Source organism: Phenylobacterium sp., from assembly GCF_041913825.1.
Taxonomy (GTDB): Bacteria; Pseudomonadota; Alphaproteobacteria; order Caulobacterales; family Caulobacteraceae; genus Phenylobacterium.
In genome coordinates this window covers 27,331-51,955 of the sequence record NZ_JAYSEO010000008.1, presented here as the reverse complement: position 1 = coordinate 51,955, position 24,625 = coordinate 27,331, and the positions used below count along the sequence as shown (strand labels likewise).

26 protein-coding genes are annotated in these 24,625 nt (G+C 71.5%); 21 read left to right on the top strand and 5 right to left on the bottom strand.

Annotation, left to right across the window (positions count from 1 at the left end):
- Positions 1 to 3: 3 nt before the first annotated feature.
- Genes ACE3Q8_RS08145 through ACE3Q8_RS08120 form a run of 6 tightly spaced genes read left to right on the top strand, consistent with a single transcriptional unit; the run spans position 4 to position 6,154 of the window.
- Positions 4 to 360 carry a DUF983 domain-containing protein gene (locus tag ACE3Q8_RS08145; RefSeq protein WP_374469764.1) on the top strand — a complete coding sequence of 119 codons (357 nt, stop codon included), beginning with the start codon at positions 4 to 6 and terminating at the stop codon, positions 358 to 360.
- Positions 353 to 1,111: an SURF1 family protein gene (locus ACE3Q8_RS08140; RefSeq protein WP_374469763.1), complete on the top strand. Its 759-nt coding sequence runs from the start codon at positions 353 to 355 to the stop codon at positions 1,109 to 1,111. The genes ACE3Q8_RS08145 and ACE3Q8_RS08140 overlap by 8 nt, the downstream gene beginning before the upstream one ends.
- Positions 1,111 to 2,502 (top strand): threonine synthase, encoded by a 1,392-nt coding sequence (thrC, locus tag ACE3Q8_RS08135; RefSeq protein WP_374469762.1) that lies wholly within the window; start codon positions 1,111 to 1,113, stop codon positions 2,500 to 2,502. The genes ACE3Q8_RS08140 and thrC overlap by 1 nt, the downstream gene beginning before the upstream one ends.
- Positions 2,477 to 3,814, top strand: coding sequence for a M16 family metallopeptidase (locus ACE3Q8_RS08130; RefSeq protein WP_374469761.1), 1,338 nt, complete (start codon positions 2,477 to 2,479; stop codon positions 3,812 to 3,814). The genes thrC and ACE3Q8_RS08130 overlap by 26 nt, the downstream gene beginning before the upstream one ends.
- A gap of 30 nt (positions 3,815 to 3,844) precedes the next feature.
- On the top strand, positions 3,845 to 4,456 hold the full coding sequence (locus ACE3Q8_RS08125; protein ID WP_374469910.1) for a GNAT family N-acetyltransferase: 612 nt from the start codon (positions 3,845 to 3,847) through the stop codon (positions 4,454 to 4,456).
- A 30-nt stretch (positions 4,457 to 4,486) separates the two neighbouring features.
- The gene (locus ACE3Q8_RS08120; RefSeq protein ID WP_374469760.1) at positions 4,487 to 6,154 is read left to right on the top strand and encodes a putative bifunctional diguanylate cyclase/phosphodiesterase; all 1,668 of its coding nucleotides are present in this window, start codon (positions 4,487 to 4,489) and stop codon (positions 6,152 to 6,154) included.
- Here ACE3Q8_RS08120 and ACE3Q8_RS08115 read toward each other — a convergent pair.
- Positions 6,151 to 6,714 (bottom strand): YqgE/AlgH family protein, encoded by a 564-nt coding sequence (locus tag ACE3Q8_RS08115; protein ID WP_374469759.1) that lies wholly within the window; start codon positions 6,712 to 6,714, stop codon positions 6,151 to 6,153. The genes ACE3Q8_RS08120 and ACE3Q8_RS08115 overlap by 4 nt on opposite strands.
- 119 nt (positions 6,715 to 6,833) lie before the next feature.
- On the opposite strand from ACE3Q8_RS08115, the gene ACE3Q8_RS08110 reads away from it, so the two are divergent.
- Both ACE3Q8_RS08110 and ACE3Q8_RS08105 read left to right on the top strand, forming a co-directional pair.
- Positions 6,834 to 7,316 carry a peroxiredoxin gene (locus ACE3Q8_RS08110; protein WP_374469758.1) on the top strand — a complete coding sequence of 161 codons (483 nt, stop codon included), beginning with the start codon at positions 6,834 to 6,836 and terminating at the stop codon, positions 7,314 to 7,316.
- Positions 7,317 to 7,392: 76 nt separating this feature from the next.
- Positions 7,393 to 8,391: a S8 family peptidase gene (locus ACE3Q8_RS08105; protein WP_374469757.1), complete on the top strand. Its 999-nt coding sequence runs from the start codon at positions 7,393 to 7,395 to the stop codon at positions 8,389 to 8,391.
- Here the strand turns inward: ACE3Q8_RS08105 and ACE3Q8_RS08100 are convergent.
- The gene (locus ACE3Q8_RS08100) at positions 8,340 to 8,927 is read right to left on the bottom strand and encodes a DNA-3-methyladenine glycosylase (protein WP_374469756.1); all 588 of its coding nucleotides are present in this window, start codon (positions 8,925 to 8,927) and stop codon (positions 8,340 to 8,342) included. The two genes, ACE3Q8_RS08105 and ACE3Q8_RS08100, sit on opposite strands and share 52 nt — an antisense overlap.
- 72 nt (positions 8,928 to 8,999) lie before the next feature.
- Here ACE3Q8_RS08100 and ACE3Q8_RS08095 point away from each other — a divergent pair, with 72 nt between their 5' ends.
- Both ACE3Q8_RS08095 and ACE3Q8_RS08090 read left to right on the top strand, forming a co-directional pair.
- Complete coding sequence (locus tag ACE3Q8_RS08095) at positions 9,000 to 10,181, top strand: amidohydrolase family protein (protein ID WP_374469755.1); 1,182 nt, start codon at positions 9,000 to 9,002, stop codon at positions 10,179 to 10,181.
- Positions 10,181 to 10,789, top strand: coding sequence for a hypothetical protein (locus tag ACE3Q8_RS08090; RefSeq protein WP_374469754.1), 609 nt, complete (start codon positions 10,181 to 10,183; stop codon positions 10,787 to 10,789). Before ACE3Q8_RS08095 ends, ACE3Q8_RS08090 begins: the two co-directional genes overlap by 1 nt.
- On the opposite strand, the gene ACE3Q8_RS08085 is transcribed toward ACE3Q8_RS08090, so the two are convergent.
- Both ACE3Q8_RS08085 and ACE3Q8_RS08080 read right to left on the bottom strand, forming a co-directional pair.
- A complete protein-coding gene (locus ACE3Q8_RS08085) occupies positions 10,786 to 12,594 on the bottom strand; it encodes an ATP-binding protein (RefSeq protein ID WP_374469753.1) in 1,809 nt (602 codons plus the stop codon). The genes ACE3Q8_RS08090 and ACE3Q8_RS08085 overlap by 4 nt on opposite strands.
- Before the next feature lie 72 nt (positions 12,595 to 12,666).
- Positions 12,667 to 14,409: an acyl-CoA dehydrogenase gene (locus ACE3Q8_RS08080; RefSeq protein ID WP_374469752.1), complete on the bottom strand. Its 1,743-nt coding sequence runs from the start codon at positions 14,407 to 14,409 to the stop codon at positions 12,667 to 12,669.
- 143 nt (positions 14,410 to 14,552) lie between these two features.
- Here ACE3Q8_RS08080 and ACE3Q8_RS08075 point away from each other — a divergent pair, with 143 nt between their 5' ends.
- From ACE3Q8_RS08075 to ACE3Q8_RS08040, 8 genes are all read left to right on the top strand, one after another.
- Complete coding sequence (locus ACE3Q8_RS08075) at positions 14,553 to 15,344, top strand: SDR family NAD(P)-dependent oxidoreductase (RefSeq protein WP_374469751.1); 792 nt, start codon at positions 14,553 to 14,555, stop codon at positions 15,342 to 15,344.
- Positions 15,345 to 15,411: 67 nt separating this feature from the next.
- Positions 15,412 to 16,167 (top strand): cytochrome b, encoded by a 756-nt coding sequence (locus ACE3Q8_RS08070; protein ID WP_374469750.1) that lies wholly within the window; start codon positions 15,412 to 15,414, stop codon positions 16,165 to 16,167.
- A 32-nt stretch (positions 16,168 to 16,199) separates the two neighbouring features.
- Complete coding sequence (locus ACE3Q8_RS08065) at positions 16,200 to 17,132, top strand: L-threonylcarbamoyladenylate synthase (protein WP_374469749.1); 933 nt, start codon at positions 16,200 to 16,202, stop codon at positions 17,130 to 17,132.
- A gap of 40 nt (positions 17,133 to 17,172) precedes the next feature.
- Positions 17,173 to 18,582: an FAD-binding oxidoreductase gene (locus tag ACE3Q8_RS08060; protein ID WP_374469748.1), complete on the top strand. Its 1,410-nt coding sequence runs from the start codon at positions 17,173 to 17,175 to the stop codon at positions 18,580 to 18,582.
- 76 nt (positions 18,583 to 18,658) lie between these two features.
- On the top strand, positions 18,659 to 19,453 hold the full coding sequence (yaaA, locus tag ACE3Q8_RS08055; RefSeq protein WP_374469747.1) for a peroxide stress protein YaaA: 795 nt from the start codon (positions 18,659 to 18,661) through the stop codon (positions 19,451 to 19,453).
- A gap of 1 nt (position 19,454) precedes the next feature.
- Positions 19,455 to 20,252: a 3-hydroxybutyrate dehydrogenase gene (locus ACE3Q8_RS08050; RefSeq protein ID WP_374469746.1), complete on the top strand. Its 798-nt coding sequence runs from the start codon at positions 19,455 to 19,457 to the stop codon at positions 20,250 to 20,252.
- Between the two features lie 71 nt (positions 20,253 to 20,323).
- Entirely contained in the window at positions 20,324 to 21,103 is a 780-nt protein-coding gene (locus ACE3Q8_RS08045; protein WP_374469745.1) for an SDR family NAD(P)-dependent oxidoreductase, read from the top strand.
- Between the two features lie 77 nt (positions 21,104 to 21,180).
- On the top strand, positions 21,181 to 22,161 hold the full coding sequence (locus tag ACE3Q8_RS08040; RefSeq protein ID WP_374469744.1) for an NAD(P)H-dependent flavin oxidoreductase: 981 nt from the start codon (positions 21,181 to 21,183) through the stop codon (positions 22,159 to 22,161).
- Here the strand turns inward: ACE3Q8_RS08040 and ACE3Q8_RS08035 are convergent.
- Complete coding sequence (locus ACE3Q8_RS08035; protein ID WP_374469743.1) at positions 22,158 to 22,742, bottom strand: YbjN domain-containing protein; 585 nt, start codon at positions 22,740 to 22,742, stop codon at positions 22,158 to 22,160. The two genes, ACE3Q8_RS08040 and ACE3Q8_RS08035, sit on opposite strands and share 4 nt — an antisense overlap.
- A 112-nt stretch (positions 22,743 to 22,854) precedes the next feature.
- Between ACE3Q8_RS08035 and ACE3Q8_RS08030 the strand changes: the two genes are divergently transcribed.
- The 3 genes from ACE3Q8_RS08030 (at position 22,855) to ACE3Q8_RS08020 (ending at position 24,624) form a co-directional block, all read left to right on the top strand.
- A complete protein-coding gene (locus ACE3Q8_RS08030; protein ID WP_374469742.1) occupies positions 22,855 to 23,199 on the top strand; it encodes a hypothetical protein in 345 nt (114 codons plus the stop codon).
- A 32-nt stretch (positions 23,200 to 23,231) separates the two neighbouring features.
- Positions 23,232 to 23,558: a hypothetical protein gene (locus ACE3Q8_RS08025; protein WP_374469741.1), complete on the top strand. Its 327-nt coding sequence runs from the start codon at positions 23,232 to 23,234 to the stop codon at positions 23,556 to 23,558.
- An 82-nt stretch (positions 23,559 to 23,640) separates the two neighbouring features.
- The gene (locus ACE3Q8_RS08020) at positions 23,641 to 24,624 is read left to right on the top strand and encodes an SPFH domain-containing protein (protein WP_374469740.1); all 984 of its coding nucleotides are present in this window, start codon (positions 23,641 to 23,643) and stop codon (positions 24,622 to 24,624) included.
- The last annotated feature ends 1 nt before the right edge of the window (position 24,625 follow it).

The following is a 24,625-nucleotide window of genomic DNA, read 5'->3' as shown; positions in this document are numbered from 1 at the left end:
TCCATGGCGGCCCGCAACCCGCTCCTGGCGGGGGCGGCGGGCCGCTGCCCGAACTGCGGCGAGGGCCACCTGTTCGAGGGATTCCTCAGGGTGGCGCCCCGCTGCGAAGCCTGCGGCTTCGACCTGGCCCGCGCCGATTCCGGTGACGGGCCAGCCGTCTTTGTGATCCTGATCGCGGGCCTGCTCGTCGCCTTCGGCGCGCTGTTCACGGAGGTCGCCTTCGCCCCCCCGGTGTGGGTGCACCTGATCGTCTGGCTGCCGGCCACCCTCGTCGTGGTGCTCCTGCTGCTCCGCCCGATGAAGGGGGTGATGCTGGCCGCCCAGTTCATGAACAAGGCCTCCGAAGCCCGCCATGACTGAGCAGTGGGACCCGGAGGTCCCGATGGGGGACCGCAGCGGGCGCCCTAAGGGTTTCCCGGTCGCCCTCACCGTCCTCACGGCGATCGCCTTTCTGATCTTGGTGAGCCTGGGGACGTGGCAGCTCCAGCGGCTTGCCTGGAAGCGGGACCTGATCGCCCGGATCGAGAGGCTGCAGGGCATGGCGCCGCAGCCGGCGGCCCCGGTGCTCGATGCGCTGAACGAGGGCGCCGACGTGGACTTCACGCGCGTGACGCTCACCTGCCCGGGGCTGGCGACCGCCCCCTTCGTGGAGCTGTATGCCCTGAAGGACGGCCAGGCCGGCTCGCGCCTGATCTCCGCCTGCCCCGTGGCGGCGCTGCGCTACCGCACGGTGCTGGTGGACCGCGGCTTCGTGGCCGACACCGTCTCGGCGCGGCCGCCGGTCTCGCCCGCGGCCGGCGCGGCGGTGCAGGTGGTGGGCGTGCTGCGCGCGCCCGAGCGCGCCACCTTCGTGACCCCGCCGAACCGGCCCGGCCGGTTCTTCTCGCGCGACGTGGAGGCCATGGCCGCGGCGCTGAAGGCCGACCGCACCGCTCCGATCTTCCTGATGGCGGAGACCTCGTCCAATCCAGACTGGCGGGGGCTCCAGCCCGCCCCAGTGCCGGCGAACATCCCCAATCGGCACCTGGAGTACGCGGGCACCTGGTTCGGCCTTGCGGGGGCCCTGGCCGCCGTCTATGCCGCCATGCTCCTGAGACGGCGGAAAGCCTGATGCGCTACATCTCGACCCGCGGGCAAGCGCCGGCGGTGGGTTTCGTCGACGCGGTTCTGGCCGGGCTCGCCCCCGACGGCGGGCTCTATGTGCCGGAGACCTGGCCCACCTTCACGCCCGAAGAGATCGCCGGCTTCGCCGGCCGGCCCTACGCCGAGGTGGCCGCCGCGGTGATCGGAGCCTTCGCGGGCGACGAGATCGAGCCCGCCGAGCTCCTGGAGATGTGCCGGGAGGCCTACGCCACCTTCAACCACCCGGCCGTGGTCCCCCTGGTGCAGATTGCGCCGCACGCCTTCCTTGCCGAGCTGTTCCACGGCCCCAGCCTGGCGTTCAAGGACGTGGCCATGCAGATCCTGGCCCGGCTCTACGACCACATCCTGGGCCGGCAGCAGCGGCTGCAGACCATCGTCTGCGCCACATCGGGCGACACCGGCGGTGCGGCGGTCGAGGCGTTCCGCGGACGCAAGAACGTCAAGGTGGTGGCCCTCTTCCCCGAGGGCCGGATCAGCGAGGTCCAGCGCCGGTTCATGACCGCGGCGACCGAGGCCAACGTCGCCTGTGTGGCCGTGCAAGGCACGTTCGACGATTGCCAAGCCATTGTGAAGCAGACGTTCCAGGACAAGGTCCTTCGCCAGGCGGTGGACCTGTCCGGCGTGAACTCGATCAACTTCGCCCGCATCGCGGCCCAGGCGGTCTACTACTTCACCAGCGCCGTGGCGCTGGGCGCCCCGCACCGGCCGGTGAGCTTCTGCGTGCCCTCGGGCAACTTCGGCGACGCCTTCGCCGGCTATGTGGCCAGTCGCATGGGCCTGCCGGTGGCGAAGATCGTAGTCGCCACCAACTCCAACGACATCCTGGCCCGCACCTTCCAGGAAGGCCGCTACACCCGCAGCGTGGTCCAGCCGACCATCTCGCCGGCCATGGACATCCAGTCCGCCTCCAACTTCGAGCGCCTCTACTTCGAGGGCGTGGAGCGCGAGCCGGTGGAGACCGCCCGGGCCTTCGAGGCCTTCGCCACCGCCGGACTCATCGACATCCCGCCGACGGCGTTCGCGGCCATGAAGGCGATGTTCCGCGGCATTGCGGTGGGCGAGGACGAGACCCGCCGCACCATCGTGGCGACGCTCAACGAGACCGGCGAACTGATCGACCCGCACACGGCCGTGGGTGTCGCGGCCCTGAAGCGCAGCCCGGACGTCGAGGGCCCCATCGTGGTGCTCTCCACCGCTCACGCCGCGAAGTTCCCCGAAGATGTGGCGAAGGCCTGCGGCGTCACCCCGGAGCTGCCGCGCGGCGCGGCGGACCTTGCGGGCCGGCCCGAGCGTTACGACCGTCTCCCTGCCGAGACGGAGACGATCAAGGCCTATGTCCGCGCGTTCGCCGAAGCGTAAGAAGGCCACCGCCGCGGCCGAGACGCCGCGCGTGCACACGCTCGCCAACGGCGTGCGGGTGGTGTGCGACCCGATCCCCGGGCTCCAGACCGTGGCGCTGTCGGTGGTCGCCGGGCGCGGCGCGCGGTTCGAGGACGCCGAGCGTTCGGGCTGGTCGCACCTCCTGGAACACATGGTCTTCAAGGGCGCCGGCGGCCGCTCGGCCCGCGAGATCGTCGAGGTGATCGAGGCCGAGGGCGGCAACATCAACGCCGCCACCGGCTACGAACGCACCAGCTTCCAGGTGCGCGCCCTCAAGCACGGGCTCGACCTCGGATCGCGGGTCATCTCCGACCTGGTGCTCCGCCCGCACATGGACGAGGGCGACCTGAAGCGCGAGAAGCAGGTGGTGGCCCAGGAAATCGCCGAGGCGGCCGACGCCCCGGACGACCTGGTGTTCGAGCTGGCTCAGGAGGCGGCCTTCGCCGACCAGCCGCTCGGCCGGCCGATCCTCGGCACCACCGGGTCGATCGGCCGCGCGACGCCGGACGCGCTCAGCGCCTGGCGCTCGGCGCTCTACGGCCCCGAAACCATGGTGATCAGCGCCGCGGGCGCCGTCGACGAAGACGAACTCCTGAAGCTCGCGGAGCGCGACTTCGGCCAGGCGGAAGGCCCCTCGCTGCCGCCGCCCGAGCCCGCCAGCTTCTCCGGCGGCGAGCGGCCCGTGGCCAAGAAGCTGGAGCAGGCCAACATCGTCCTGCTGCTGCCGGCGGTCGGGGTGCTCGACCCGGACTACTTCGCGCTGCGCCTGCTGGCCGAGATCCTGGGGGGCGGGATGGCTTCGCGCCTCTTCCAGGAAGCCCGCGAGAAGCGGGGGCTGGCCTACGCCATCGACGCCTACTCGGAGACCTACGCCGACGCGGGCGTGCTGGGGGTCTTCGCCGGCTGCGCGGCGGGCGACGCCGAGGAACTGGCCCGGGTCACCGCCGGCGAGATCATCGAACTCCTCAAGCCGGTGCCGGAGGCCGAGCTCGCGCGCGCCAAGGCCCAGCTCAAGGGCTCCATGTTCATGGGCCGCGAAGGAGCGCTCGCCCGCGCCGAGCAGGCCGCCGGCCAGGTGCTGCTGTTCGGCCGCACCCTGCACCCGGACATCGTCGCGCGGGAGGTGGACGCAGTCACCGCCGAGGACATCGCCCGTCTGGTGGAGTGGATCCTGCGCTCCCGCAAGTCGGCGGTCGCCGTCCTGGGACCGCGCCAGGCGCTGCGCGCGGCGCCGGTCTTCGAGGCCTCGCTGTTCGGCATCGGGGCGATCGCCTTCAGCCCGACCTATTGACGCGGCGGCGAATTGCGCGACGCTGCTCCGATGGCGCTGCTGGACTGGATCACGCCGGAGAGCGGCCTGCGGGTCGAAGGCGACGGCGTGGTGCTTCGGCCGCCGCGGGCCGCCGACTATCCGGAATGGCGCGAGCTGCGCGCCGTTTCCCGCAGCTTCCTGCAGCCGTGGGAGCCCACCTGGCCGGCCGACGACCTGTCCCGCGCCGCCTTCCGCCGCCGGCTGACCGCCTACCAGCGCGACCGGGACCTGGGCGCGGCCTATCCCTTCTTCGTCTTCCGCGCCTCGGACGGGGCGCTGAGCGGGGGGATCACCCTGTCCAACGTCCGCCGAGGCGTCGCCCAGATGGGTTCGGTGGGCTACTGGTGCGGCAAGCCGTTCACCCGCCAGGGCCTGACGCTGGCGGCGGTGCGTGCGCTCACCGGCTTCGCTTTCCGCACGCTCGCCCTGCACCGGCTGGAGGCCGCCTGCATTCCGGAGAACGGACCCTCGCGCACCCTGCTCGCCAAGGCGGGCTTCGCGGAGGAGGGCTACGCCAAGGCTTATCTGAAAATTAACGGCGTTTGGCGAGACCATGTCCTGTTCGGGCTGACGACGCCGCTCAGCGTGGCCGACGGCCCGGACGAAGGAGTGTCGGTCTGACCGGCGCGTATCTGTCAGGCGACGAAATCCATGCCAGCCGGCCAATGGACGTGGGACGCGACCGCGACGCTCGAGGCGCTCGGCGCGGCTGACGTGGCGCTGTGGCTGTGGGAGCCGGACGCCGACCGCCTGCGGCTGACCGGCGCCACCCGCGCCCTGGGCCTCGGCCCCCTCGCCCCTGACTGCTCGTCGGCCGCCCTGCGCGCGCTCGCCCTGCCGCAGGACCGCGCCATGGCCGAGGACCTGCTGCGGCTGGCGGAACCCGGGACCGAGATCGCCGTGCGCCTGCGGATGCGGGGCGGCGGCGTCTGCGTCTGGCGCGGGGTCTGGCTGGAGGAGGGGCGCCGGGCCGCTGGCGTCGTGGCGCCCGAGACCAAGTTCGCCGCCGCCGAGCAGGACGCGCTCACTGGGCTGCTGGATCGGCGCAGCTTCATCATCCGGGCCCGCGAACGGCTGCAGGTTCCCGGCGATCACGAGCTGGTGGTGGCCGACCTCGACCGCCTGCGCCGGCTGAACGAGGCCCTGGGCCACGAGCGCGCGGACCTGGTGCTGGCGGCGCTCGGATCGAGGCTGGCCGCCGCCTTTCCGCCCGGCGCGCTGCTCGCTCGCATCGGCGAGGACGAGTTCGCGGCGTTGGCGCCCAAGTCCGCTTCGCCCGGCCCCGCGGCGCTCCGCCGGGCGCTGGAGCAGCCCCTGAGGGTGGCCGGCTTCGACATCCATCCGACCCTTTCCATCGGCGCCGTGGAGGCCCAGGGCGGCCAGGCCGCGCCGGAGGCCGCCGAGTTGCTGCGCCGGGCCGAGCTGGCGGTGGAGGCGGCCAAGAGCAACGGCCGCGGCCACGCCGCCGCCTATGGCCGGGGACTGGAGACCGACGGCCTCTCCCGGCTGGCGCTGGAAAGCGACCTGAAGGGGGCGCTCGCCCGGGGGGAGATGACGCCCTACTACCAGCCGATCGTCCGGCTCTCGACCGGCGCGCTGTCGGGCTTCGAGGCGCTGGTGCGCTGGCGGCACCCCCGGCGCGGGCTCCTGATGCCCGAGCAGTTCCTGTCGCTGCTGGACGAGATGGGCATGATGGGCGAGCTCGGCGCGCAGATGATGCGCGACGCCGCGCGCCAGCTCGCCGCCTGGCGCCTGCGCCACGCCGCCGCCGGCGAGCTCACCGTCGCCATCAACCTGTCCACGGGCGAGATCGACCGGTCCGGCCTGGTGGCGGACGTCGCCGCCATCCGCGAGGAGACGGGCCTGCCGCCCGGCGCGCTGAAGCTAGAGGTCACCGAGAGCGACGTCATGCGCAATCCGGAGCGCGCCACGGTGGTGCTGCGCGAGCTTCGCCAGGCGGGCGCAGGCCTCGCGCTCGACGACTTCGGCACCGGCTTCTCGTCGCTCAGCTACCTGACCCGCCTGCCGTTCGACACGCTGAAGATCGACCGCTACTTCGTGCGCACCATGGCCACCAACGACGGCTCGGCGAAGATCGTCTCCTCGGTGGTGAAGCTCGGCCGGGACCTGGCGCTGGAGGTGGTGGCCGAGGGCGTGGAGAACGCCGGCATGGCCCGGCAGCTCGAGGCGTTGGGCTGCGACTATGGCCAGGGCTTCGGCTACGCGCCGGCCCTCTCTCCGGAGGAGGCCGAGGTCTACCTCAACGAAAGCTACGTGGACGGCGCGGCGCCGGTCATGGCCCGGGGGACCCGCGGCTAGGCCCTACCGGCGACCGCGCTCAGGCGCTCGGGATCGACGCCCAGCTTACCCAACGCCTGCGCCCACTTGTGGTCGTGGTGGCCGCCGAAGATGAGCTGCTCGTCGGGCTCGCAGGTCAGCCAGACGTTCTCCTTGATCTCGTCCTCGAGCTGGCCCGCGCCCCAGCCGGCGTAGCCGAGGGCCAGGGCCGAGCGACGCGGCCGGCCGCTGGCCTGGGCCATCGCCTCCAACGCGTCGCGGGTCGGGGTGAGCGCCAGGCCGCCGCCCACCTCCAGGCTATGCTCGGCTATGTAGTCGTCGGTGTGCAGAACGAAGCCGCGCTCGCGCTCCACCGGGCCGCCCATCAGCACGAGGTCCGGCGGCGCCTTGATCTGCGACTGAATGTCGAGCCTCGCCAGCAGGTCGGGCACCGTCAGCCCCTCCACCGGGCGGTTCACCGCCAGCCCCATGGCGTGGCGGGCGTCGTGCGCGCACACGAGGATCAGTGATCGCTCGAACCTGGGGTCGGAAATCCCCGGCATCGCGATCAGCAGTTGGCCTGCGAAGAACCCGTCGTCCATCGGGGGTGAGCTTCGGGCGGGATCGAAGCGCTTTCAAGGCGCCTTCGCACATGGTTGGCTTGCGCCGGGCGGAGTTGACGCTATCTCCGCCACAGCTCGACAATTCCAGGAGACGCCCCATGATCATCAAAGTCGGCGACCGGCTGCCGGACGTGAAGCTCACCCAGGCCACCGCCGAGGGGCCGCGACCGGTCTCCGTGCAGGACGTCTTCGGCGGCAAGAAGGTGGCGCTGTTCGCCGTCCCGGGCGCGTTCACGCCCACCTGCTCGGCCAAGCACCTGCCGGGCTTCAAGCAGCTTTCCAGCGACATCAAGGGCAAGGGCGTCGACACCATCGCCTGCGTGTCGGTGAACGACGCCTTCGTCATGCGCGCGTGGGCCGAGGACCAGGCCGTGGGCGAGGACATCCTCATGCTGGCCGACGGCGGCGGCGAGTTCACCCGCGCCATCGGCCTGGACTTCGATGCGTCCAAGTTCGGCATGGGCGTGCGCTCGCAGCGCTACTCGATGATCGTCGAGGACGGCGTTGTGAAGGAGCTGAACGTCGAGGAGCCAGGCGAATTCAAGGTGTCGGCCGCCGACTACCTGCTGGCCCAGCTCTAGGCTTCGACGGCCGCGCTTGCGGCGTGGCCGTCCACCCCATCTAGCGCCCTTGCATCATGGAAGAAGGGCAGGGCGCGTGTTCAGCTCCTGGCGCCGGCGCGCGACCGCTGGCCTGTCGATCGTCGTGGCGGCCGCCGGCGTCGTGGCCTCAGCTATGCCGGCCGAGGCGGCCCGCCGGCCGCGCACCGACAGCCTCGAATATCGCAAGAGCTGGGGCCTGGAGGCCATCGGCGCCCAGGCCGCCTACCGGGCGGGCCTGTCCGGCCGCGGCGTGACGCTGGCCTTGATCGACTGCGGCGTGGAGGCGGCGCAGCGCGAAGTGCGCCGCAACGTGAAGACTTCCCGCGACGTGGTCGCCGGCCGCGCCACCCCGGCAGTCGAGAAACATGGCGCCTACGTGGCCGGGCCGCTGGTGTCGGCGCTGAACGGCGGCGGCATGGTGGGCGTGGCCTACAACGCCAACGTGGTCTCGATCCGCGCCGACTTCGATGGCGGCCTGGCTGGCGAATGCGCCTTCCGCCCGACAGACCTGGCCGCAGCCCTCGACGAGGCGGTGGCGCAGAAGGCCCGCATCGTCGTCATGCCCCTGCAGGGCCGCAAGCCGCTGGGCGCGGCCTTCGAGGCGGCGCTGGAGCGCACGGTGAAGAGCGGCGCCGTCCTTGTCATCGCCGCCGGCAATCGGAAGGGCGAGGAGCCCACCTGGCCCGCCCGATACGCCGCCGACCCGCGCTTTGCAGGCTCCATCGTGGTGGCTGGCGCCTCGAGCTACTACGGCGAGCTGACGCCCTGGTCCAACAGGGCCGGCGCGGCCAAGTGGCGCTACGTGGCCGCGCCCGGGGAGTGGGTGCTCACCGACTGCACGCGCAAGTGCAAGCTGGTCTCCGGCACCTCGTTCTCCACCGCCTATGTGGCCGGCGCCCTGGCCCTGATGATGGAGGGGCATCCAGAGCTCACCGGCCCGCAGGTGGCCGAGCGTGTGCTGTCCGCCGCCCGCGACCTGGGCGAACCGGGCGCGGACGCGGTCTATGGCCGAGGCGTCCTCGACCTCGGCCGCGCCTTCGCCGCCGCCGACTGAGGGAACGGCCGGCTCAGGAACCTCGACCCGGCCTCGCCGAACCGCCAGGGGACCTCCGCGGCCTTGGTGATGCCGATCCGCGGCCCGGCGACGAGGCCGCTGTCCTCGCCGCCGGGCCGTAGCTCGAAGGGGGGAGCGTCGAGCGGCAGGCCGTCGTGCTCGCGAGTGATCGCCAGCGCCTGGCAGAGCTTGCCCGGCCCTGAGCACAGTGCGCGTGCCTCGGCCAGGCGGCGCCGCTCGCGCATCGTGTCCAGCCCGTGCGTCGGCTCGATCGCGCGGATCAGCACCGCGCTGCCCGGGCTCTCGCCGCAGACGAAGTTCAGGCACCAGTGGATGCCGTAGGAGCGGTAGACGTAGGCCCGTCCGACCGGGCCGAACATCACTGCGTTGCGCGCGGTGAGGCCGGTGAAGCTGTGCGAGGCCGGATCCTCATGGTGGTAGGCCTCGGTCTCGACGATCCGCCCACCGACGCCCCCCACCAGCAGCTCCCAGCCGATGAGCGCCTGCGCCGCGTCCGCCGGATGCAGCCGCCACACCTCGTCTTGACGGGTCCGCCCATGAAGCGCCGGAATGTCGCGAGAAGAAGAAACCATCAGGGAGGATGTGGCATGCCGTACGTTCAGGGCCAAACCATCCACGACGCCGACAGCCACATCATGGAGCTGCCGGGGACGATCCACCGCTATCTTGATCCGAAGGTCCGCGACGCCTTCGTCGAGAAGACCGGCCGCAAGGACGTGCTGCCCGAGTGGTTCGCCAACGCCGCCGCCCGTCAGGAGGATCCGGAGTTCCGGGCGGGGGCGGAGGCCAACATCCTGCTGCGCAAGAACTACGAGGCCCTGGGCGCCTTCCGGGCGGAGGACAGGCCCAAGACGCTGGACTACCTGGGCTTCGCGAGCCAGCTCGTCTTCACCACCGCCAGCCTCTCCAACTTCGGGCTCGAGGAGATGGGAGAGGTGGACCTCGCCATCGAGGCGGCCCGCGCGCACAACCGCATGATGACCGACTTCTGCGCCGTCGACCGGCGGCTGCTCGCCACCGGCTACGTGCCCCTGACGGATCGGGCCCGCGCGCCGCAGATCGCCCGCGAAGCCATCGAGCTCGGCGCCAAGGCCCTCGTCGTGGCCTCGCGACCGCCGCCCGGCTTCTCGCCGAGCCATGTGGAGCTGGACCCGCTGTGGGCGGTGATCGAGGAGGCCGGCCTGCCTGTGCTGTTCCACGTCGGCGGCGAGGAGAAGATGCGCCGCGACTATCTGGAGAACGGCCTGCCCCACGTGAAGGATTTCCACGGCGGGGACGAGAACTTCACCTCCCTGACCTTCATGGCCATCCCGCTGAGCGTCTGGCAGACGCTCTCGGCCCTGGTGATCGACGGGGTGTTCGACCGCTTCCCGAAGCTGAAGTGGGGGGCCATCGAGCTGGGCGCGTCCTGGCTTCCCAGCCTGATGCGGTTCCTGGACTCCGGCGTGGCCGCCTTCGGCCGCGAGGAGCGACTGCAGAAGCTGTCGGCGCGGCCCTCAGAGATCCTGCGCCGCCAACTCCGCGTCACGCCCTATCCGCACGAGGACGTCCGCTGGATCATCGAGAACGCCGGCGAGGAGATGGTGCTGTTCTCGTCCGACTACCCGCACATCGAGGGCGGCCGGAACCCGCTGAAGCGGTTCAACGAGAGCCTGGAGGGCGTGGGCGACCGCGCCCGACGGGCCTTCTACCGCGACAACTTCATCGATCTGATGGGACGCGGCCTGGATCCTGCGCTGCACGACCTGCCGAACCTCGCCGCCGCCTGATGAGCTTCGTCATCGACCACGTCTGGATCCCGGCCCCGGGGGCGGCGGCCGGCCTCGAGCGGCTGTCCGAGGCGACGGGCCTGCCGGTGCTGGACGGCTGGTCGCCGGACGGGGAGGTGAAGGCGCACGGCCTGCGCTTCGCGGGGGGCGCCTTCCTGGACGTCCATGATTTTGCCTGGCGGCACGGGCCGAGTGTCCTGCTGCGCGGCTCCCTGCAGGAGGCGGAAGCGCTCGCGGCCGAGCATGGCTGGATCGCCATGCCGGGCCGGCGGGAGCATGCGCCGGTCGAGCACCGGCCGATCTGGTCGATCCTGGCCTTTCCACCGCGCCAGGGCGTGATCTCGAAGCTGGCCGTGATCGCCTACGAGGCGGATCCCTCGGAGGCGGCCGCCGAATACCAGGTTCCGCTCTATGCCGCGCCCCCGCCGGACGACGGCCCGAAGCTCGGACGTGTGTGGCTGGGCGGCGAAGGCGTCGAGGCGCTCAGCCTCTTTGGCTGCTCCGAGTTGGTGGCGGGGGATGGTGACGGCGTGCACCGTATCGAGATCCTCGGCGTGGAAGCGCCGTCGGTGCAGCTCGGCCCGGTGGAAGTGGTCTTCCGGCCCTAGACGGCGACGGACTCGGCCGCCTCGCCCGATCCGGCGGACAGCGCCCGCACGACAACTTCGAACAGCTCCTCGACCTGGATCGGCTTGGAGGCGTGGTCGGTGAAGCCCAGGTCGATGTAGCGCTGGCGCCCGCCGGACGTGACGTCGGCGGTCAGCGCGATCACCGGCGCCTGGCGGTTCGGGCCGTCCCGGCCGCGCAGCGCCTGCACCGCCTCGATGCCGGTCATTCCGGGCATCTGGATGTCCATCAGCACCAGGTCGAAGACCTGTTGGCCGAGCAGGTCGAGGGCCTCTCGGCCGCTGGCGGCGCGCACCACCTCGTGGCCGAAGCTGCCCAGCAACTGGCCGATCACCTGCAGATTGACGGGGTTGTCGTCCACCGCCAGCACCATCAGCGCGCCGGCCGGCGCGTCGGCCTCCGCCTCCGGCTCCACGGCGCGCGGTCGGGTCGCGATCTCCACCGGCAGCTCCACGTGGAATACCGACCCCTCCCCGGGCGTGCTCTCGGCCGAGATGCGGCCGCCCATCAGCTCGGTGAGCTGGCGGGCGATGGCGAGCCCGAGACCCGTGCCGCCGGAGCGGGCGTCGGTCTCGTCGAGCTGGGTGAAGCGGTGGAAGAGGCGAGCCAGCTTCTCGGGCCGGATGCCCGGGCCGGTGTCGCGAACCGAGATGCGCAGCCACACCGCGCCCTGGCCGTAGGGCTCGGCGGCCACCAGCACGTCTACGGCGCCCTGTTCGGTGAACTTCAGCGCATTGCCCATCAGGTTGAACAGCACCTGGCGCAGGCGCAGCGCGTCGACCAGCACGAACTCGGGCAGGCCTTCCTGCACCTGCAGACCCAATCGAACGCCCTTCTCCTGGGCGCGGCCGCCCCAGAAGCCCACGAGCCGGTCGAGGAAGAGCTGCAGGTCCTCGGCCCCGCGCACGATCTCCATGTGGCCGGCGTCGATCTTCGAGATGTCGAGGATGTCGTTGAGGATTCCCATCAGGTACTTGCCGCTGTCGATCAAGGTGTCGATGCGCTGGGCCTGGCGGGGATCGGTCTCGTCGCGCTTGAGGAGCTGGGCCATGCCGAGCACGCCGTTCATCGGCGTTCGGATCTCGTGGGACATGGTGGCCAGGAAGGCCGAGGCGGCGCTCTGCGCCCGGCGGGCCTCGTCGCGGGCCTCCGCCAGGTCGTTCATCATGGCGACGTTGGTGTCGAAGGCCGCACGCCAGGTCTGGATGGCCCGCGAGGTGCCCGCAGAGATCAGCGCCATGACGACGGTCAGGCTGACCAGGCTGGCGACCACCGCCGCGGCGATCGGCGGCGGCAGCAGGATGATCGGCAGCACCGCCGCCGCGAGCAGCGCCGGCGACAGGAAGCCCCAGAAGATCAGCCGCGACATGGCGCTGGCCGAGAGCGCGATGGCCCCCATGCCGCAGAGCTGCAGACCGAAGAACAGCAGCTCGCCCGCACCGCCGCCGCTGGCGGCGATGAACGGGGGAGTCATGTAGACGGCGATGCGCACCGCGCTGAGGACCGCGAGCTGTCGGAACCCGCGGCTCTCGGGGGTGCTCTCCGCCTGCCGTGCCCAGCGCCGAAGCATCGCCTGCAGCGCGGTGTCGAAGGCGCAGGCGCTGACCAACATACCCAGCGCGAGCATCGGATGGCCGAGGGCCCACAGGGTCGCGGCGGCCACCGCATTGAAGGCGTAGTGGGCCCAAACAGGCAGGACGAGCCCCGCCAGCGTGAGCTGATATCCGTTCGGACCCTCGGTCCGGCCGTCGCCGCTTCCCGGCGGCAGATTGATCGCGCGATGCATCCGGCCCCTCGAAGGGCGGACCCTTACGGCGGAAAGGTAAAGCTTAGGAGAACAACGGTCCGGAAAACGTCGTCATCCGGCGAGCGCTTCGGCCCCTATCGCCTCCAGGTCGCCGGCCCCCTCGCAGACGCTCTCGGCGAGGCCCGGCGCGCCCGCCAGCACCTGGGCGGCGTAGAAGCGCGCCAGCGCCGCCTTCGACTGCAGCCACGGATCGGACGCGCCGACGCCCGCCATGGCCTGCCGGCCCAGGAACCAGCCGCCGATGACGTCGCCCGCCAGCTTCAGATAGGGCGTGGACGCCGCCTGGGCGTCGGTCCCGCCGTTGGCCAGCACCCAGTCGGTGGCGCGCTCGAGGGCGGCGACGCCCGCCGCCAGGCGGCGGCCGACCGCGTTCAGCTCCGGCGTCTCGGTGAGCGACTGTGCGGTGAGCAGCATCTCGGCGCACAGCTCGCGCATCACGGCCCCCGCGGCCATGGGGACCTTCCGGCCGATCAGGTCCAGCGCCTGCACGCCGTTGGTGCCTTCGTAGATCGGCGCGATGCGCGCGTCCCGATAGTGCTGCGCCGCGCCGGTCTCCTCGATGAACCCCATCCCGCCATGCACCTGCACGCCCAGCGAGGCGACTTCCACGCCGACGTCCGTCGACCAGGCCTTGGCGATGGGGGTCAGGAGTTCCTGCCGCGCCCTGGCGGCGGCCCGCTCCGCCTCGCTGTCGGCCAGGCGGGCGAGGTCGGCGAGCACGCCCGTCATCAGGCAAATGCCGCGGGCGGCCTCGATCTTGGCCTTGGACAGGGTCAGCATCCGCCGCACGTCCGGGTGGCCGAAGATGGCGCCGTCGGCGGCCCAGGCGGCGCGGCCCTGCCGGCGCTCCTGGGCGAAGGCCAGGGCTTGCTGGAAGGCCCGCTCGGCGATCGCCACGCCCTGCACGCCCACCTGCAACCGGGCGGCGTTCATCATCACGAACATGTGGGCGAGGCCCTGGTTCGGCTCCCCCACCAGCTCGGCCTTGGCGCCTTCGTAGAGCATGACGCAGGTGGGCGAGCCGTGGATGCCCAGCTTGTGCTCGATGGAGGCCGGGCGGAAATCGTTGCGGGCGCCGAGATTGCCCTCGTCGTCCAGCAGGTGCTTCGAGGTCAGGAACAGGCTAATGCCCTTCACGCCGGGCGGCGCGTCGGGCAGGCGGGCCAGCACCAGGTGGCAAATGTTGTCGGTGGCGTCGTGGTCGCCCCAGGTGATGAAGATCTTCTGGCCGAAGAGGCGGTAGCCGCCTTCGACGTCCGGCTCGGCTCGGGCGGTCAGGGCCGCGAGGTCGGTGCCGGCCTGCGGCTCCGTCAGCACCATCGCCCCTGTCCACTCGCCCGAGACCAGCTTCGGCAGCACGATCCGCTTCTGCTTCTCCGTCCCGTGCAGAGTCAGCGCCTCGACCGCAGCCTGGGTGAGCATGGGGCAGAGGCCAAAGGCCATGTTGGCGGCGTGCACCATCTCGAACACCGCCAGCTCCATCGCCTTGGGCAGCCCCTGGCCGCCGAACTCCGGATCGGCGGCCAGCGAGTTCCAGCCCTGTTCGGCGAACTGGCGGTAGGCCTCGCCGAACCCCGGCGCGGCGCGGACCACGCCATTCTCGAACTTCGCGCCTTCCACGTCGCCGCGGCGGTTCAGCGGCGCCAGCACGTCGGTGGTGAACCCGCCCGCCGCCTCCAGGACCGCGGCGATCGTGTCGGCGTCGAGCTCGGGGAAGGCGCGCTTCACCAGGGCGTCGTGGCCGACGGTGGAGAGCGCGAGGGCGAGGTCGCGGACGGGGGCGCGGAAGGTCATGGCGTGGGCTCCGTAGTGCCGCCGCTGTTTAGGCCAAGGAGCCGGCGGGTCAAAGGTGGGCCGTAGGAACCCGACACGCCTTCGGGGCTTAGCGGCGACAGAGGACGGCGGCGACGGGCCGCCGGCCAAAGAGGGATTGCGCCATGTCCGAAGACCTTCGTCCGCTCGCCGTCGTCACCGGCGCCTCCTCCGGCATCGGCTACGAGCTGGCCAAGCACGCCGTCGAGCACCACGGCTTCGACCTGATCATCGCCGCCGACCGGCCCGAGATCGTCGAGGCGGCCCAGGCCCTGCGCGGCATGGGCGCCAAGGTCGACCACATCCAAGTGGACCTCTCCACCCGAGAAGGAGTCGACAAGCTGGTCGAGCTGGTGGGCGGCCGTCCCGTCGACGCGCTGCTCGCCAACGCGGGCCACGGCCTCGGCCACGCCTTCCTCGAACAACCGGTCGAGGACTGGATGCACGTCATCGACACCAACATCACCGGCACCATCTATCTCGTGCAGAAGCTCGCCCCCGCGATGGTCGAGCGCGGCCAGGGCCGGATCCTGTTCACCGGCTCCATCGCGGGCTTCATGCCGGGCACGTTCCAGGCGGTCTACAACGGCACCAAGGCCTTCATCGACAGCTTCTCCTTCGCGCTCCGCAACGAGCTGAAGGACACCGGCGTCACCGTGACCTGCCTGATGCCGGGGCCGACCGACACCGACTTCTTCGAGCGCGCCAACATGGAAGACACCAAGGTCGGCACGGACAAGAAGGACGATCCGGCTATGGTCGCCAAGGTCGGCTTCCACGCCATGATGCGCGGCGAGGGCGACGTCGTGGCCGGCCTCAAGAACAAGGTCCAGGCCACCATGGCGGCGGTGACGCCGCAGACGGGCCTTGCGGAGATGCACCGCGGCATGGCCGAACCGGGCTCCGGCCAGAAGTAGCTCTGCGGTTGACCTCCGGGGGCGGTTGCGGGTGTCCTAAGGCTCCCGACCGACCCCGGAGCACCTGATGAGCGACCCTGCGAAGGCGCCGCGCGCGGCGGGCAGCGCCCGCTATTCCATCGTAGCCATCGTCCTACACTGGCTGATCGCCGCCCTGATCGTGCTGCAGGTGATCCTGGCCGGCCGGATGGACGGCCCGCCGGGCGTCGAGCGTTTCGAGGTCACCCAGCTCCACAAGTCGGTGGGCATCACCGTCCTGCTGCTCAGCCTGGCCAGGCTCGCCTGGCGCCTGATGAACCCGCCGGCGCCTCTGCCCGACACCATGGCCCGCTGGGAGAAGGCGTTGGCGAGCGTCACCCACGTCCTGCTCTACGTGATCATGATCGGCCTGCCGCTCACCGGCTGGATCATGGTCTCGTCCAGCACCTACGGACGCCCGACCATCCTCTACGGCCTGGTGAACTGGCCGCACGTGCCGGGCCTGCCGGGCCTTGCGCCCGTGGCGAAGGCGGTCTGGCACGACGTCGCCGAGTTCGGACACGAGGCCCTGGCCAAGGCGGCCTATGTCCTGATCGTCCTGCACGTGGCCGGCGCGCTCAAGCACCAGCTCTTCAGCCGCGACGAGCCGGTGCTCGCCCGCATGGCGCCGGGAGCCAGGGCCGGCCGCTGGCTGGAGCCGCGCATACTCGTGATCCTCGCCGCCTTCGCGGCGGTGGTGGCCTTTGGCCGCGTGCTGGACCCACCGGACCCCGGTATGCCGGCGCCGCCCGCCAAGGCCCAGCCCGCCTCCGAGCCTCCCGAGGCCAAGGGACCTGCCGGCTGACAACGGATCGGGCGGGGTGTAACGACCCACGCGTGTCCGGGGACGCCGCACATCAGGGATCGGGGCTGGACGACGCCGTGGCCGCGCTGAAGGCCGGCCGGCTCGTGCTGATGCCCACCGAGACCGTCTACGGCCTTGCCGCGGACGCGGCCGACGCGCGGGCCGTGGCCAAGGTCTACGAGGCCAAGGGGCGGCCGAGCTTCAATCCGCTGATCGCCCACGTGCCGGACCTCGCCGCCGCCCGCCGGATCGCCCGCTTCGACGACCGGGCGGTCTCGCTGGCCGACCGCTTCTGGCCGGGCCCGCTGACGCTGGTCCTGCCGGCGCTCGGCGACACGGTCTGCGATCTCGCCCGCGCCGGACTGGACACCGTGGCGGTTCGCGTGCCGGGCCATCCGATCGCCCGCGCGCTGCTGGAAGCCTTCGGCGGGCCGGTGGTGGCGCCGTCCGCCAACCGCTCGGGTCGGCCGAGCCCGACCACCTTCGCCGACGCGATCGAGGAGACCGGCTCGGCGGCGGCGGCGGCGCTGGACGGAGGGCCCTGCGAGGTCGGCCTCGAGTCCACGGTCGTCGCCCTGCTCGACGAGCCGCGGCTGCTGCGGCCCGGGGCGGTGACGCGCGAGCAGCTCGAGGCGGTGGTCGGCCCACTGTCGGAGGCCGAGGCCGACGCCAAGCGCTCGCCCGGCCGACTCGCCCGGCATTACGCGCCCAACTCCCCCGTTCGCCTGGACGCCCCCTCGCCGCGGGCCGGAGAGGCCTGGCTGTCGTTCGGACCTGGGGGCCGCGGCCGCTGGAACCTGAGCCCCACGGGCGACCTCGCGGAGGCGGCGGCAAACCTCTTCGCCTACCTGCGCGCCGCCGACCGCACCGAGCCCCTGGCCATCGCCGTCGCGCCGATCCCTGAAGAGGGCCTGGGCGAGGCCATCAACGATCGCCTCCGCCGCGCCGCCGGCTTCGTGGGGTGATCCACTTCGTGCGGCGATGCGGAGGCCCTATACTCCGCCCATGACCGCCTCCGTGCCCGCCGACGTCCTCTCGCGCCTGAAGGCGGTGCTGGGGGACGGCGGCTGGAGCACAGATCCGGAGCGGATCGCGCCGAAGCTGGTCGAGTGGCGCGATCGGTGGGTGGGGACGACGCCCTTCCTGGCCCTGCCGCGCACCACCGACGACGTCGCCGCCGTAGTCGGCGTCTGCTTCGAGGCGGGCGTGCCGATCACGCCCCAGGGCGGCAACACCGGCCTCGTCGGCGGCCAAATCCCGCAGGGGGAGATCCTGCTCTCCACCGAGCGGCTGAACCGCGTCCGCGATCTCGATCCGTTCGACGACGTCCTGGTGGCGGAGGCGGGGGTGACGCTCGCCGCGGTGCACGAGGCGGCGGCCGGCGCGAACCGGCGCTTCCCGCTGGGCCTGGCCTCCGAGGGCTCGGCGACGGTGGGCGGCTTCGTGTCCACCAATGCCGGCGGCACCCAGGTGCTGCGCTACGGCATGGCCCGCAGCCTGATGCTGGGACTCGAGGCCGTGCTCCCCAACGGCGAGGTCTGGAACGGCCTGAAGCGGCTGCGCAAGGACAACACCGGCTATGACCTGAAGCAGCTCCTGATCGGGGCCGAAGGGACGCTCGGGGTGGTCACCGCCGCGGCGCTGAAGCTGCATCCGGTCATGGCCAGCCGCGCGGTCGCGATGATGGGGGTGGACAGCCCGGAGGCGGCTCTCCGCCTGCTCGCCCGCGCTCGGGAGGAGACGGGCGGCGCGGTGGAGGCGTTCGAGCTGATGGCCCGCATCGGCATCGACTTCGCGCTCCGCAACATCGTCGGCACGCGCGACCCGCTGGCGGCGCCGCATCCCTGGTACGTGCTGGCCGAGTTCGCCTCGGGGGAGCCCGGCTCCGCGGAGGCCGCCATGGAGCGGTTCCTGACCGCCGGCGTCGAGGCCGGCCTGATCCGGGACGCCGTGGTCGCCCAGTCCGACGGCCAGGCGAAGGCGCTGTGGGCGATCCGCGAAAACCAGTCGCCCGCCCAGAAGCCCGAGGGAGCGACCTGGAAGCACGACGTGGCGGTGCCCGTGAGCCAGGTGGCGGCTTTCCTCGCCGAGGCGACCGCCGCCATGCAGGCGCTGGCGCCCGGCGCGCGCATCGCCGCCTTCGGCCACGTGGGCGACGGCAACATCCACTACGACGTCCTGAGGCCGGACGGCGGCTCCGACGCTGAGCACGCCGCCAAGCGCGACGAGGGCAGCCGTATCGTCCATGACATCGTGGCCCGGTTCGGCGGCTCGATCAGCGCCGAGCACGGTCTGGGCGCGATGAAGACCGCCGAGGCGCTCCGCTACAAGAGTCCGGTGGAGGTCGCCGCCATGCGGGCCATCCGCCAGGCGCTGGACCCCAAGCGCATCATGAACCCGCGGGTCCTGTTCTGATCGCGAGATCCCCACTCTGGCGCGGGAGGAAGTGGGGGCTTGGCCTGCACCGCGGAGCCCCCTAAGAGGCGCGGCGATGCTGATCGTCCTCTCCCCGGCCAAGTCGCTCGATTTCAGCGCCGGCCCGGACTTCGCGCCGCTCACCGCCCCCCAGCTCACCGACCAGACCACCGAGCTCGCCAAGGCTACCAAGAAGCTGCGGGTCCAGGACCTGAAGAGGCTGATGTCCCTGTCGGACGGCCTGGCCAAGCTGAACCGCGAGCGGTTCCAGGCCTTCGATCCGGCCTCGGAGGAGGGGCTGCAAGCCGCCTTCGCCTTCAACGGCGACGTCTACACGGGGCTGCAGGCGCGGACCCTCGATCGGAAAGCGCTCGCCTGGGCCCAGGACCATGTCCGTATCCTGTCGGGCCTCTACGGCGTGCTCCGGCCGATGGACGCCATTCAGCCCTATCGGCTGGAGATGGGGACGCGGCTGAAGACAAAGCGCGGCGCCAGCCTCTACGACTTCTGGGGCGATCGGATCTCGCAGGCGCTGAACACCGACGCCATGGGCCACAAGGACAAGACCCTCGTGAACTGCGCCAGCGGCGAGTACTTCGCCGCCGTGGATCGGGCGGCGCTGAGCCTGCCGGTGCTGAACTGCCGGTTCCTGGAGGAGAAGGACGGCGAGGCGCGGATCATCTCCTTCTACGCCAAGCGGGCGCGCGGGATGCTCGCCCGCTACGCAATCGACAACCGGATCGCCAAGCGCGACGACCTGAAGGCGTTCGACATGGCCGGCTACCGCTTCGTCCCCCATCTTTCGACGGACGACGAGTTCACCTTCGCCCGGCCCCAGCCGCTGCCGGCCGCCGCATCCAAGGACGCCTGACATGCCGCAACCGTACAACCTCGACGGCCACGCCGCGGTGGTCACCGGCTCCACGAGCGGCATCGGCCAGGCCATGGCCGTCGCGCTCGCCCGCCAGGGCGTGAACGTGATCCTCAACGGCTTCGGCGATCCGGCGCAGATCGAGGCCGACCGCCGGCGGATCGAGGCCGAGACCGGCGTGAAGGTGGTCTATCACGGCGCGGACATGACCAAGCCGGGCGAGATCGAGGACCTGGTGGACACCGCCCGACGCGAGTTCGGCCGCCTCGACGTCCTGGTGAACAACGCCGGCATCCAGCACGTCGCCCCCGTGGACGAGTTCCCGGTGGAGAAGTGGGACGCCATCATCGCCATCAACCTGTCGTCGGCCTTCCACGCCACCCGCGCGGCCCTGCCGCTGATGAAGGCGGCCGGCCGCGGCCGGATCGTGAACCTGGCTTCGGCGCACGGCCTCGTCGCCTCGCCGTTCAAGTCGGCCTATGTGGCGGCGAAGCATGGGGTGGTGGGCTTCACCAAGTCGGTGGCCCTGGAGACCGCCCGCCAGGGGATCACCGTCAACGCCATCTGCCCGGGCTATGTGAAGACGCCCCTGGTGGAGGCCCAGATCGCCGACCAGGCCAAGGCCCGCGGCATCGCGGTCGATCGGGTGGTGGAGGACGTGATCCTCGCCGCCCAGCCCAACAAGAGCTTCATCGAATACGACCAGCTCGCCGGCCTGCTGCTCTACCTGGTCTCCGACATGGGCGCGGGGACGACGGGGGCGGCGTACACCGTCGACGGCGGCTGGACCGCGGCCTGAGGCCTTGACCTCCGCTCCGTAAGCACGGCCCTTTCCACTCCAACGACTGTTTGAATCGAGGAGAGGAAGCCATGGCGTTCAAGCCGTTCGACCTGACGGGTAAGGTGGCGCTGGTCACCGGCGGCAATGGGGGCATCGGTCTCGGCATGGCGGAGGGCCTGGCCGCGGCCGGCGCCAAGGTCGCCATCTGGGGCCAGAACCCGGAGAAGAACGCCAAGGCGGAAGAGGCGCTGAAGGCGCACGGCGTCGAGGTCCTCGTGCAGAAGGTCGATGTGGCCGACGAGGCGGCGGTGGTCGCCGGTGTGGCCGAGGTGCTGAAGACCTTCGGCCGGCTCGACTTCTGCGCCGCCAACGCCGGCATCGGCGGCGGCGCGCCGTTCGAGGAGATGACCACCGAGAAGTGGCGGCGCGTCACCACTGTGAACCTTGACGCGGTGTTCTGGACCTTCCGTGAGGCGGCCCGGCACATGGTGGAGCGGGCCAAGGCCGGCGATCCCGGCGGCTCCCTGGTGGTGACGTCGTCCACCTCGGCGATCCACGGCGCGCCGCGCAATCAGGCCTACGCCTCCACCAAGGGCGCGGTGCTGTCGATGGTCCGAGGGCTGGCGGTGGAATACGCGCGGTACGGCATCCGGGCGAACTCGATCCTGCCGGGCTGGATCGCCACCGACATGACGGCCGGCCTGCAGGCCTGGGACACGTTCAATGAGAAGGCGATCGGGCGGGTGCCCATGCGCCGCTGGGGCGAGGGCGACGACTTCTCCGGCATCGCCGTCTACCTCGCGTCCGACGCGTCGAAGTTCCACACCGGCGACAGCTTCGTCATCGACGGCGGCTACACGATCTTCTGAGCCTGCCCTCGGGTCACGGTTTCCAACGATAACCTAGGGCGCCATCTTTCCGGCAACGAGACAACGGGAGGATGGCCATGGCCCTGCACACGAAGCTCTGCGACCTGTTGGCCGTGCAGCATCCGGTGATGCTGGCCGGCATGGGCGGGGTGTCCTATGCCGAGCTGGTCGCCGCGGTGTCGAACGCCGGCGGCTACGGCGTGCTCGGCATGGCCGGCCGCGGGCCGGATTTCATCCGCGAGCAGATGCGCCAGGTCCGAAAGCTCACCGACAAGCCGTTCGGCGTGGACCTGCTGGCCGCAAGCCCTGAGAGCCTGACGGCTTCGGTCGACGTGATCATCGAGCAGGGCGCCTCGTCCTTCGTCGCCGGCCTGGGCGTGCCCATGCCGATCATGGAGAAGCTGAAGGCCGCCGGGCTGAAGGTGATGGTGGTCTGCGGAGCCGTGAAGCATGCGGTGAAGGCCGAGCAGGCCGGCTGCGACGCGGTGATCTGCCAGGGCGGCGAGGGCGGCGGCCACACCGGCCTCGTGGGCACCATGCCGCTCGTGGCCCAGGCGGTGGAGGCGGTGAAGGTCCCGGTCGTGGCTGCCGGCGGCATCTACGACGGGCGCGGGCTTGCGGCCGCGCTCAGCCTGGGCGCCGTCGGGGTCTGGATGGGCACCCGCTTCATCGCCTCGAAGGAGGCGCACGCCGGCGAACTATACCGGCAGACCATCGTCGAGGCCTCCGACGAGGACACCGTCCGCACGCGCTGCTACTCCGGCAAGCCCATGCGAGTGAAGAAGAACCCCTACGTCGAGGATTGGGAGAGCCGCCCGAGCGACATCCAGCCCTTCCCGATGCAGGCCATCCACTCCCATCAGGCGGGCGTCATGGGCGGCATCGGCGGCCAGACCGAGGGGCTGGACGCGGACAGGTCCTGCTTCGCCATGGGCCAGTCGGCGGGCGGGGTTCACGAGGTCCTGCCGGCCGGCGACATCGTCCGGCGGATCATCGCCGAGGCGGAGGCTTCGCTCGACCGGGTGGCCGCGCTCCGGCGCGCGCCGCTGCCAGCCTAGGGCGCAACGGCCAGATAGCCCGGCGGGTCCTTCAGGAAGGCTCCGAACTCGCCCAGGCAGCCCTGCCAGGCCTGGATCTGAACGAGCATGTCCTGGCGCGTGTCGCCGGGGAACAACAGGGTCGAGTAGAGCACGTGCGGCTTGCCGCCCCGGTCCTGGGTGATCCTGCAGGTGAGCGAGCTCTGGTTGAAGCCGTTGATCTGGGCGAGGGTCGGGCTGCTGCGCTCGGCGGTCGCCTCGAACTGGATGGCGCGGCAAGCCCGGCCCTGGGCGTTGCAGCCGGCGAACTGGGCGGTGAAGCCGCCGGCCGGAGAGGTCACCTTCAGCAACACGGCGTCGGTCTCGCGCCGCGCGGTCTCGGCCTTCGCATCCAGAGCGGCGAGGAGGGCGGTCAGGCTCGCCGGATCCTGGGCGTTGAACGGTCCTGTCGGAGCCGGCGCCGCCTTGGCGCCGGGCGGTTTGGCCGCCGGAGCCTTTGGCTGGGCGGCCTTGGGCTGAGCCGCCTTCGGCGCCTGAGCCGCGGCGGGGGCGGAGAAGGTGAGGGCGGCGAGGGCCGCCAGGGCGAGGATCCGCTGCATCATGCTGCGCTACCAGACCTCCGAGTTGGGCGCGAGCGTGGCGGCGTGTCCCCTGGGCGCCGGCGGGGCGATGCGTTAGCTTCGGCCGAACGCTGCACCCTGGAGTTGACTGTCGATGCGTGCTCTCGCCCTGGCCCTCGGTCTGGCCGTCCTGTCCGCCCCGGCGCTCGCCCAGGCCCCGGCCGCGGCGCCTGCGCCGGCCGACAAGCCCGAGATCACCGCCCGAGAGCGGATGGAGGCGGACAAGCTTCGCCCCGGCCGCGGCCAGCTCGAGAGCTACGTCACCGAGCGGAAGGGTTCGGGCGTCGGCGGCGACGACAAGCGCAAGTGGGAGACCACCCGCGACAAGATCGACCAGGCGCTGCAGCAGGGCGACTGCGACGGCGCCCGCAAGCTGGCCACCAATGAGGGCCTGCACGACCTGGCCGCTCAGATCCGCCGGGCCTGCCGCAAGAGCTGAGGTCCCCCGTCCACCAGAGGAGGTTCGTTTCGATGCGTGTGCTTGTTGCTCTCGTCGGCCTGGGTCTCCTGACGGTCCCGGGCCTCGCCGGCGCCCAGCAACCGGCCGCCGTGCCGGACCGCGACCCGGCGGGCTGCCGCGTGGAGTCTTCGGTCGGGTGTCCTTCGCTGCGCGCGGGCCCCAATCCGCAGATGCAGTTCGCCGCCGTCGAGCGTCGCCGGGACTGGGAGGCGCTGAAGGCCAGGGTCGACCCGGCGCTCGCCGCCGGCCGCTGCGACGAGGCCCGGGCCATTCTCGTGGCCGAGGGCCGGCACGCCCTCGCCGACAAGGTGGAGAAGGCCTGCAAGCCGCGAACCTGAGCCCGCGGCTGCAACTCTCGATTTCGGTACCGTGCAGCTCTGACCGCCGGTAGTCTTTCCCGGGTTGTCCGGGAGGGATCTCATGGAACTGGCTGTCGCGCTCGTCTTCCTGGCGCTGGCCGTGATCGTGGCGCTCAGCGCCATCAAGATCGTGCCGCAGGGGCGCGAGTTCACTGTCGAGCGGTTCGGCCGCTACACGCGCACCCTGAAGCCGGGGATCAGCTTCCTCACGCCCTTCGTCGAGACGGTCGGGCGCAAGGTCAACATGATGGAGCAGGTCCTGGATGTGCCCCGCCAGGAGGTGATCACCAAGGACAATGCGGTGGTCCAGGTGGACGGCATCGTCTTCATCCAGGTGATGGACGCCGCCGCGGCGGCCTACCGCGTCGACAACCTCAACTACGCCATCGCCCAACTCGCCATGACCAACCTGCGCACGGTGGTCGGGTCCATGGAGCTGGACGAGGTGCTGTCGCAGCGGGACCAGATCAACTCGCGCCTGCTGGCGGTCATCGACGAGGCGACCAGCCCCTGGGGCGTGAAGGCCGCGCGCATCGAGATCAAGGACCTGCAGCCGCCGCCCGACATCACCAACGCCATGGCCCGGCAGATGAAGGCCGAGCGTGAGCGGCGCGCGGTGATCACCGAAGCCGACGGCGAGAAGTCCGCCGCCATCGCCCGCGCCGAGGGCGCCAAGCAGGCCGCCATCCTCGAAGCCGAGGGTCGCCGGGAGGCCGCCTTCCGGGACGCCGAGGCCCGCGAGCGCGAGGCCGAGGCCGAGGCCAAGGCGACCGAGATGGTCTCGAGCGCCATCGCCCGCGGCGACGTGAACGCCATCAACTACTTCGTCGCGCAGAAGTACGTGGAGGCCTTCGCCCGCCTGGCTGAGAGCCCGCAGCAGAAGACGGTCATCGTCCCGGCGGAGATGAGCGCCCTGGTGGGTTCCATCGGCGGCATCGGCGAGCTGGTGAAGGCGGTGCAGGCCGACGATCCGCCACCGCCCGCGCCGCCGGCTCCGCGCGCCCGTTCGCCGCGCGCGCCCGCCGTGCCGCCCACGGGAGGCTGAG

Coding starts and splice junctions, on each gene's coding strand:
- ACE3Q8_RS08040 (WP_374469744.1), top strand. CDS start 21,181: ATGGCCCTGCACACGAAGCTCTGCGACCTGTTGGCCGTGCAGCATCCG.
- ACE3Q8_RS08025 (WP_374469741.1), top strand. CDS start 23,232: ATGCGTGTGCTTGTTGCTCTCGTCGGCCTGGGTCTCCTGACGGTCCCG.
- ACE3Q8_RS08080 (WP_374469752.1), bottom strand. CDS start 14,409: ATGACCTTCCGCGCCCCCGTCCGCGACCTCGCCCTCGCGCTCTCCACC.
- ACE3Q8_RS08050 (WP_374469746.1), top strand. CDS start 19,455: ATGCCGCAACCGTACAACCTCGACGGCCACGCCGCGGTGGTCACCGGC.
- ACE3Q8_RS08140 (WP_374469763.1), top strand. CDS start 353: ATGACTGAGCAGTGGGACCCGGAGGTCCCGATGGGGGACCGCAGCGGG.
- ACE3Q8_RS08070 (WP_374469750.1), top strand. CDS start 15,412: ATGAGCGACCCTGCGAAGGCGCCGCGCGCGGCGGGCAGCGCCCGCTAT.
- ACE3Q8_RS08020 (WP_374469740.1), top strand. CDS start 23,641: ATGGAACTGGCTGTCGCGCTCGTCTTCCTGGCGCTGGCCGTGATCGTG.
- ACE3Q8_RS08045 (WP_374469745.1), top strand. CDS start 20,324: ATGGCGTTCAAGCCGTTCGACCTGACGGGTAAGGTGGCGCTGGTCACC.
- ACE3Q8_RS08060 (WP_374469748.1), top strand. CDS start 17,173: ATGACCGCCTCCGTGCCCGCCGACGTCCTCTCGCGCCTGAAGGCGGTG.
- ACE3Q8_RS08130 (WP_374469761.1), top strand. CDS start 2,477: ATGTCCGCGCGTTCGCCGAAGCGTAAGAAGGCCACCGCCGCGGCCGAG.
- ACE3Q8_RS08035 (WP_374469743.1), bottom strand. CDS start 22,742: ATGATGCAGCGGATCCTCGCCCTGGCGGCCCTCGCCGCCCTCACCTTC.
- ACE3Q8_RS08075 (WP_374469751.1), top strand. CDS start 14,553: ATGTCCGAAGACCTTCGTCCGCTCGCCGTCGTCACCGGCGCCTCCTCC.
- ACE3Q8_RS08125 (WP_374469910.1), top strand. CDS start 3,845: ATGGCGCTGCTGGACTGGATCACGCCGGAGAGCGGCCTGCGGGTCGAA.
- ACE3Q8_RS08085 (WP_374469753.1), bottom strand. CDS start 12,594: ATGCATCGCGCGATCAATCTGCCGCCGGGAAGCGGCGACGGCCGGACC.
- ACE3Q8_RS08110 (WP_374469758.1), top strand. CDS start 6,834: ATGATCATCAAAGTCGGCGACCGGCTGCCGGACGTGAAGCTCACCCAG.
- ACE3Q8_RS08030 (WP_374469742.1), top strand. CDS start 22,855: ATGCGTGCTCTCGCCCTGGCCCTCGGTCTGGCCGTCCTGTCCGCCCCG.
- ACE3Q8_RS08145 (WP_374469764.1), top strand. CDS start 4: ATGGCGGCCCGCAACCCGCTCCTGGCGGGGGCGGCGGGCCGCTGCCCG.
- yaaA (WP_374469747.1), top strand. CDS start 18,659: ATGCTGATCGTCCTCTCCCCGGCCAAGTCGCTCGATTTCAGCGCCGGC.
- thrC (WP_374469762.1), top strand. CDS start 1,111: ATGCGCTACATCTCGACCCGCGGGCAAGCGCCGGCGGTGGGTTTCGTC.
- ACE3Q8_RS08090 (WP_374469754.1), top strand. CDS start 10,181: ATGAGCTTCGTCATCGACCACGTCTGGATCCCGGCCCCGGGGGCGGCG.
- ACE3Q8_RS08095 (WP_374469755.1), top strand. CDS start 9,000: ATGCCGTACGTTCAGGGCCAAACCATCCACGACGCCGACAGCCACATC.
- ACE3Q8_RS08115 (WP_374469759.1), bottom strand. CDS start 6,714: ATGGACGACGGGTTCTTCGCAGGCCAACTGCTGATCGCGATGCCGGGG.
- ACE3Q8_RS08120 (WP_374469760.1), top strand. CDS start 4,487: ATGCCAGCCGGCCAATGGACGTGGGACGCGACCGCGACGCTCGAGGCG.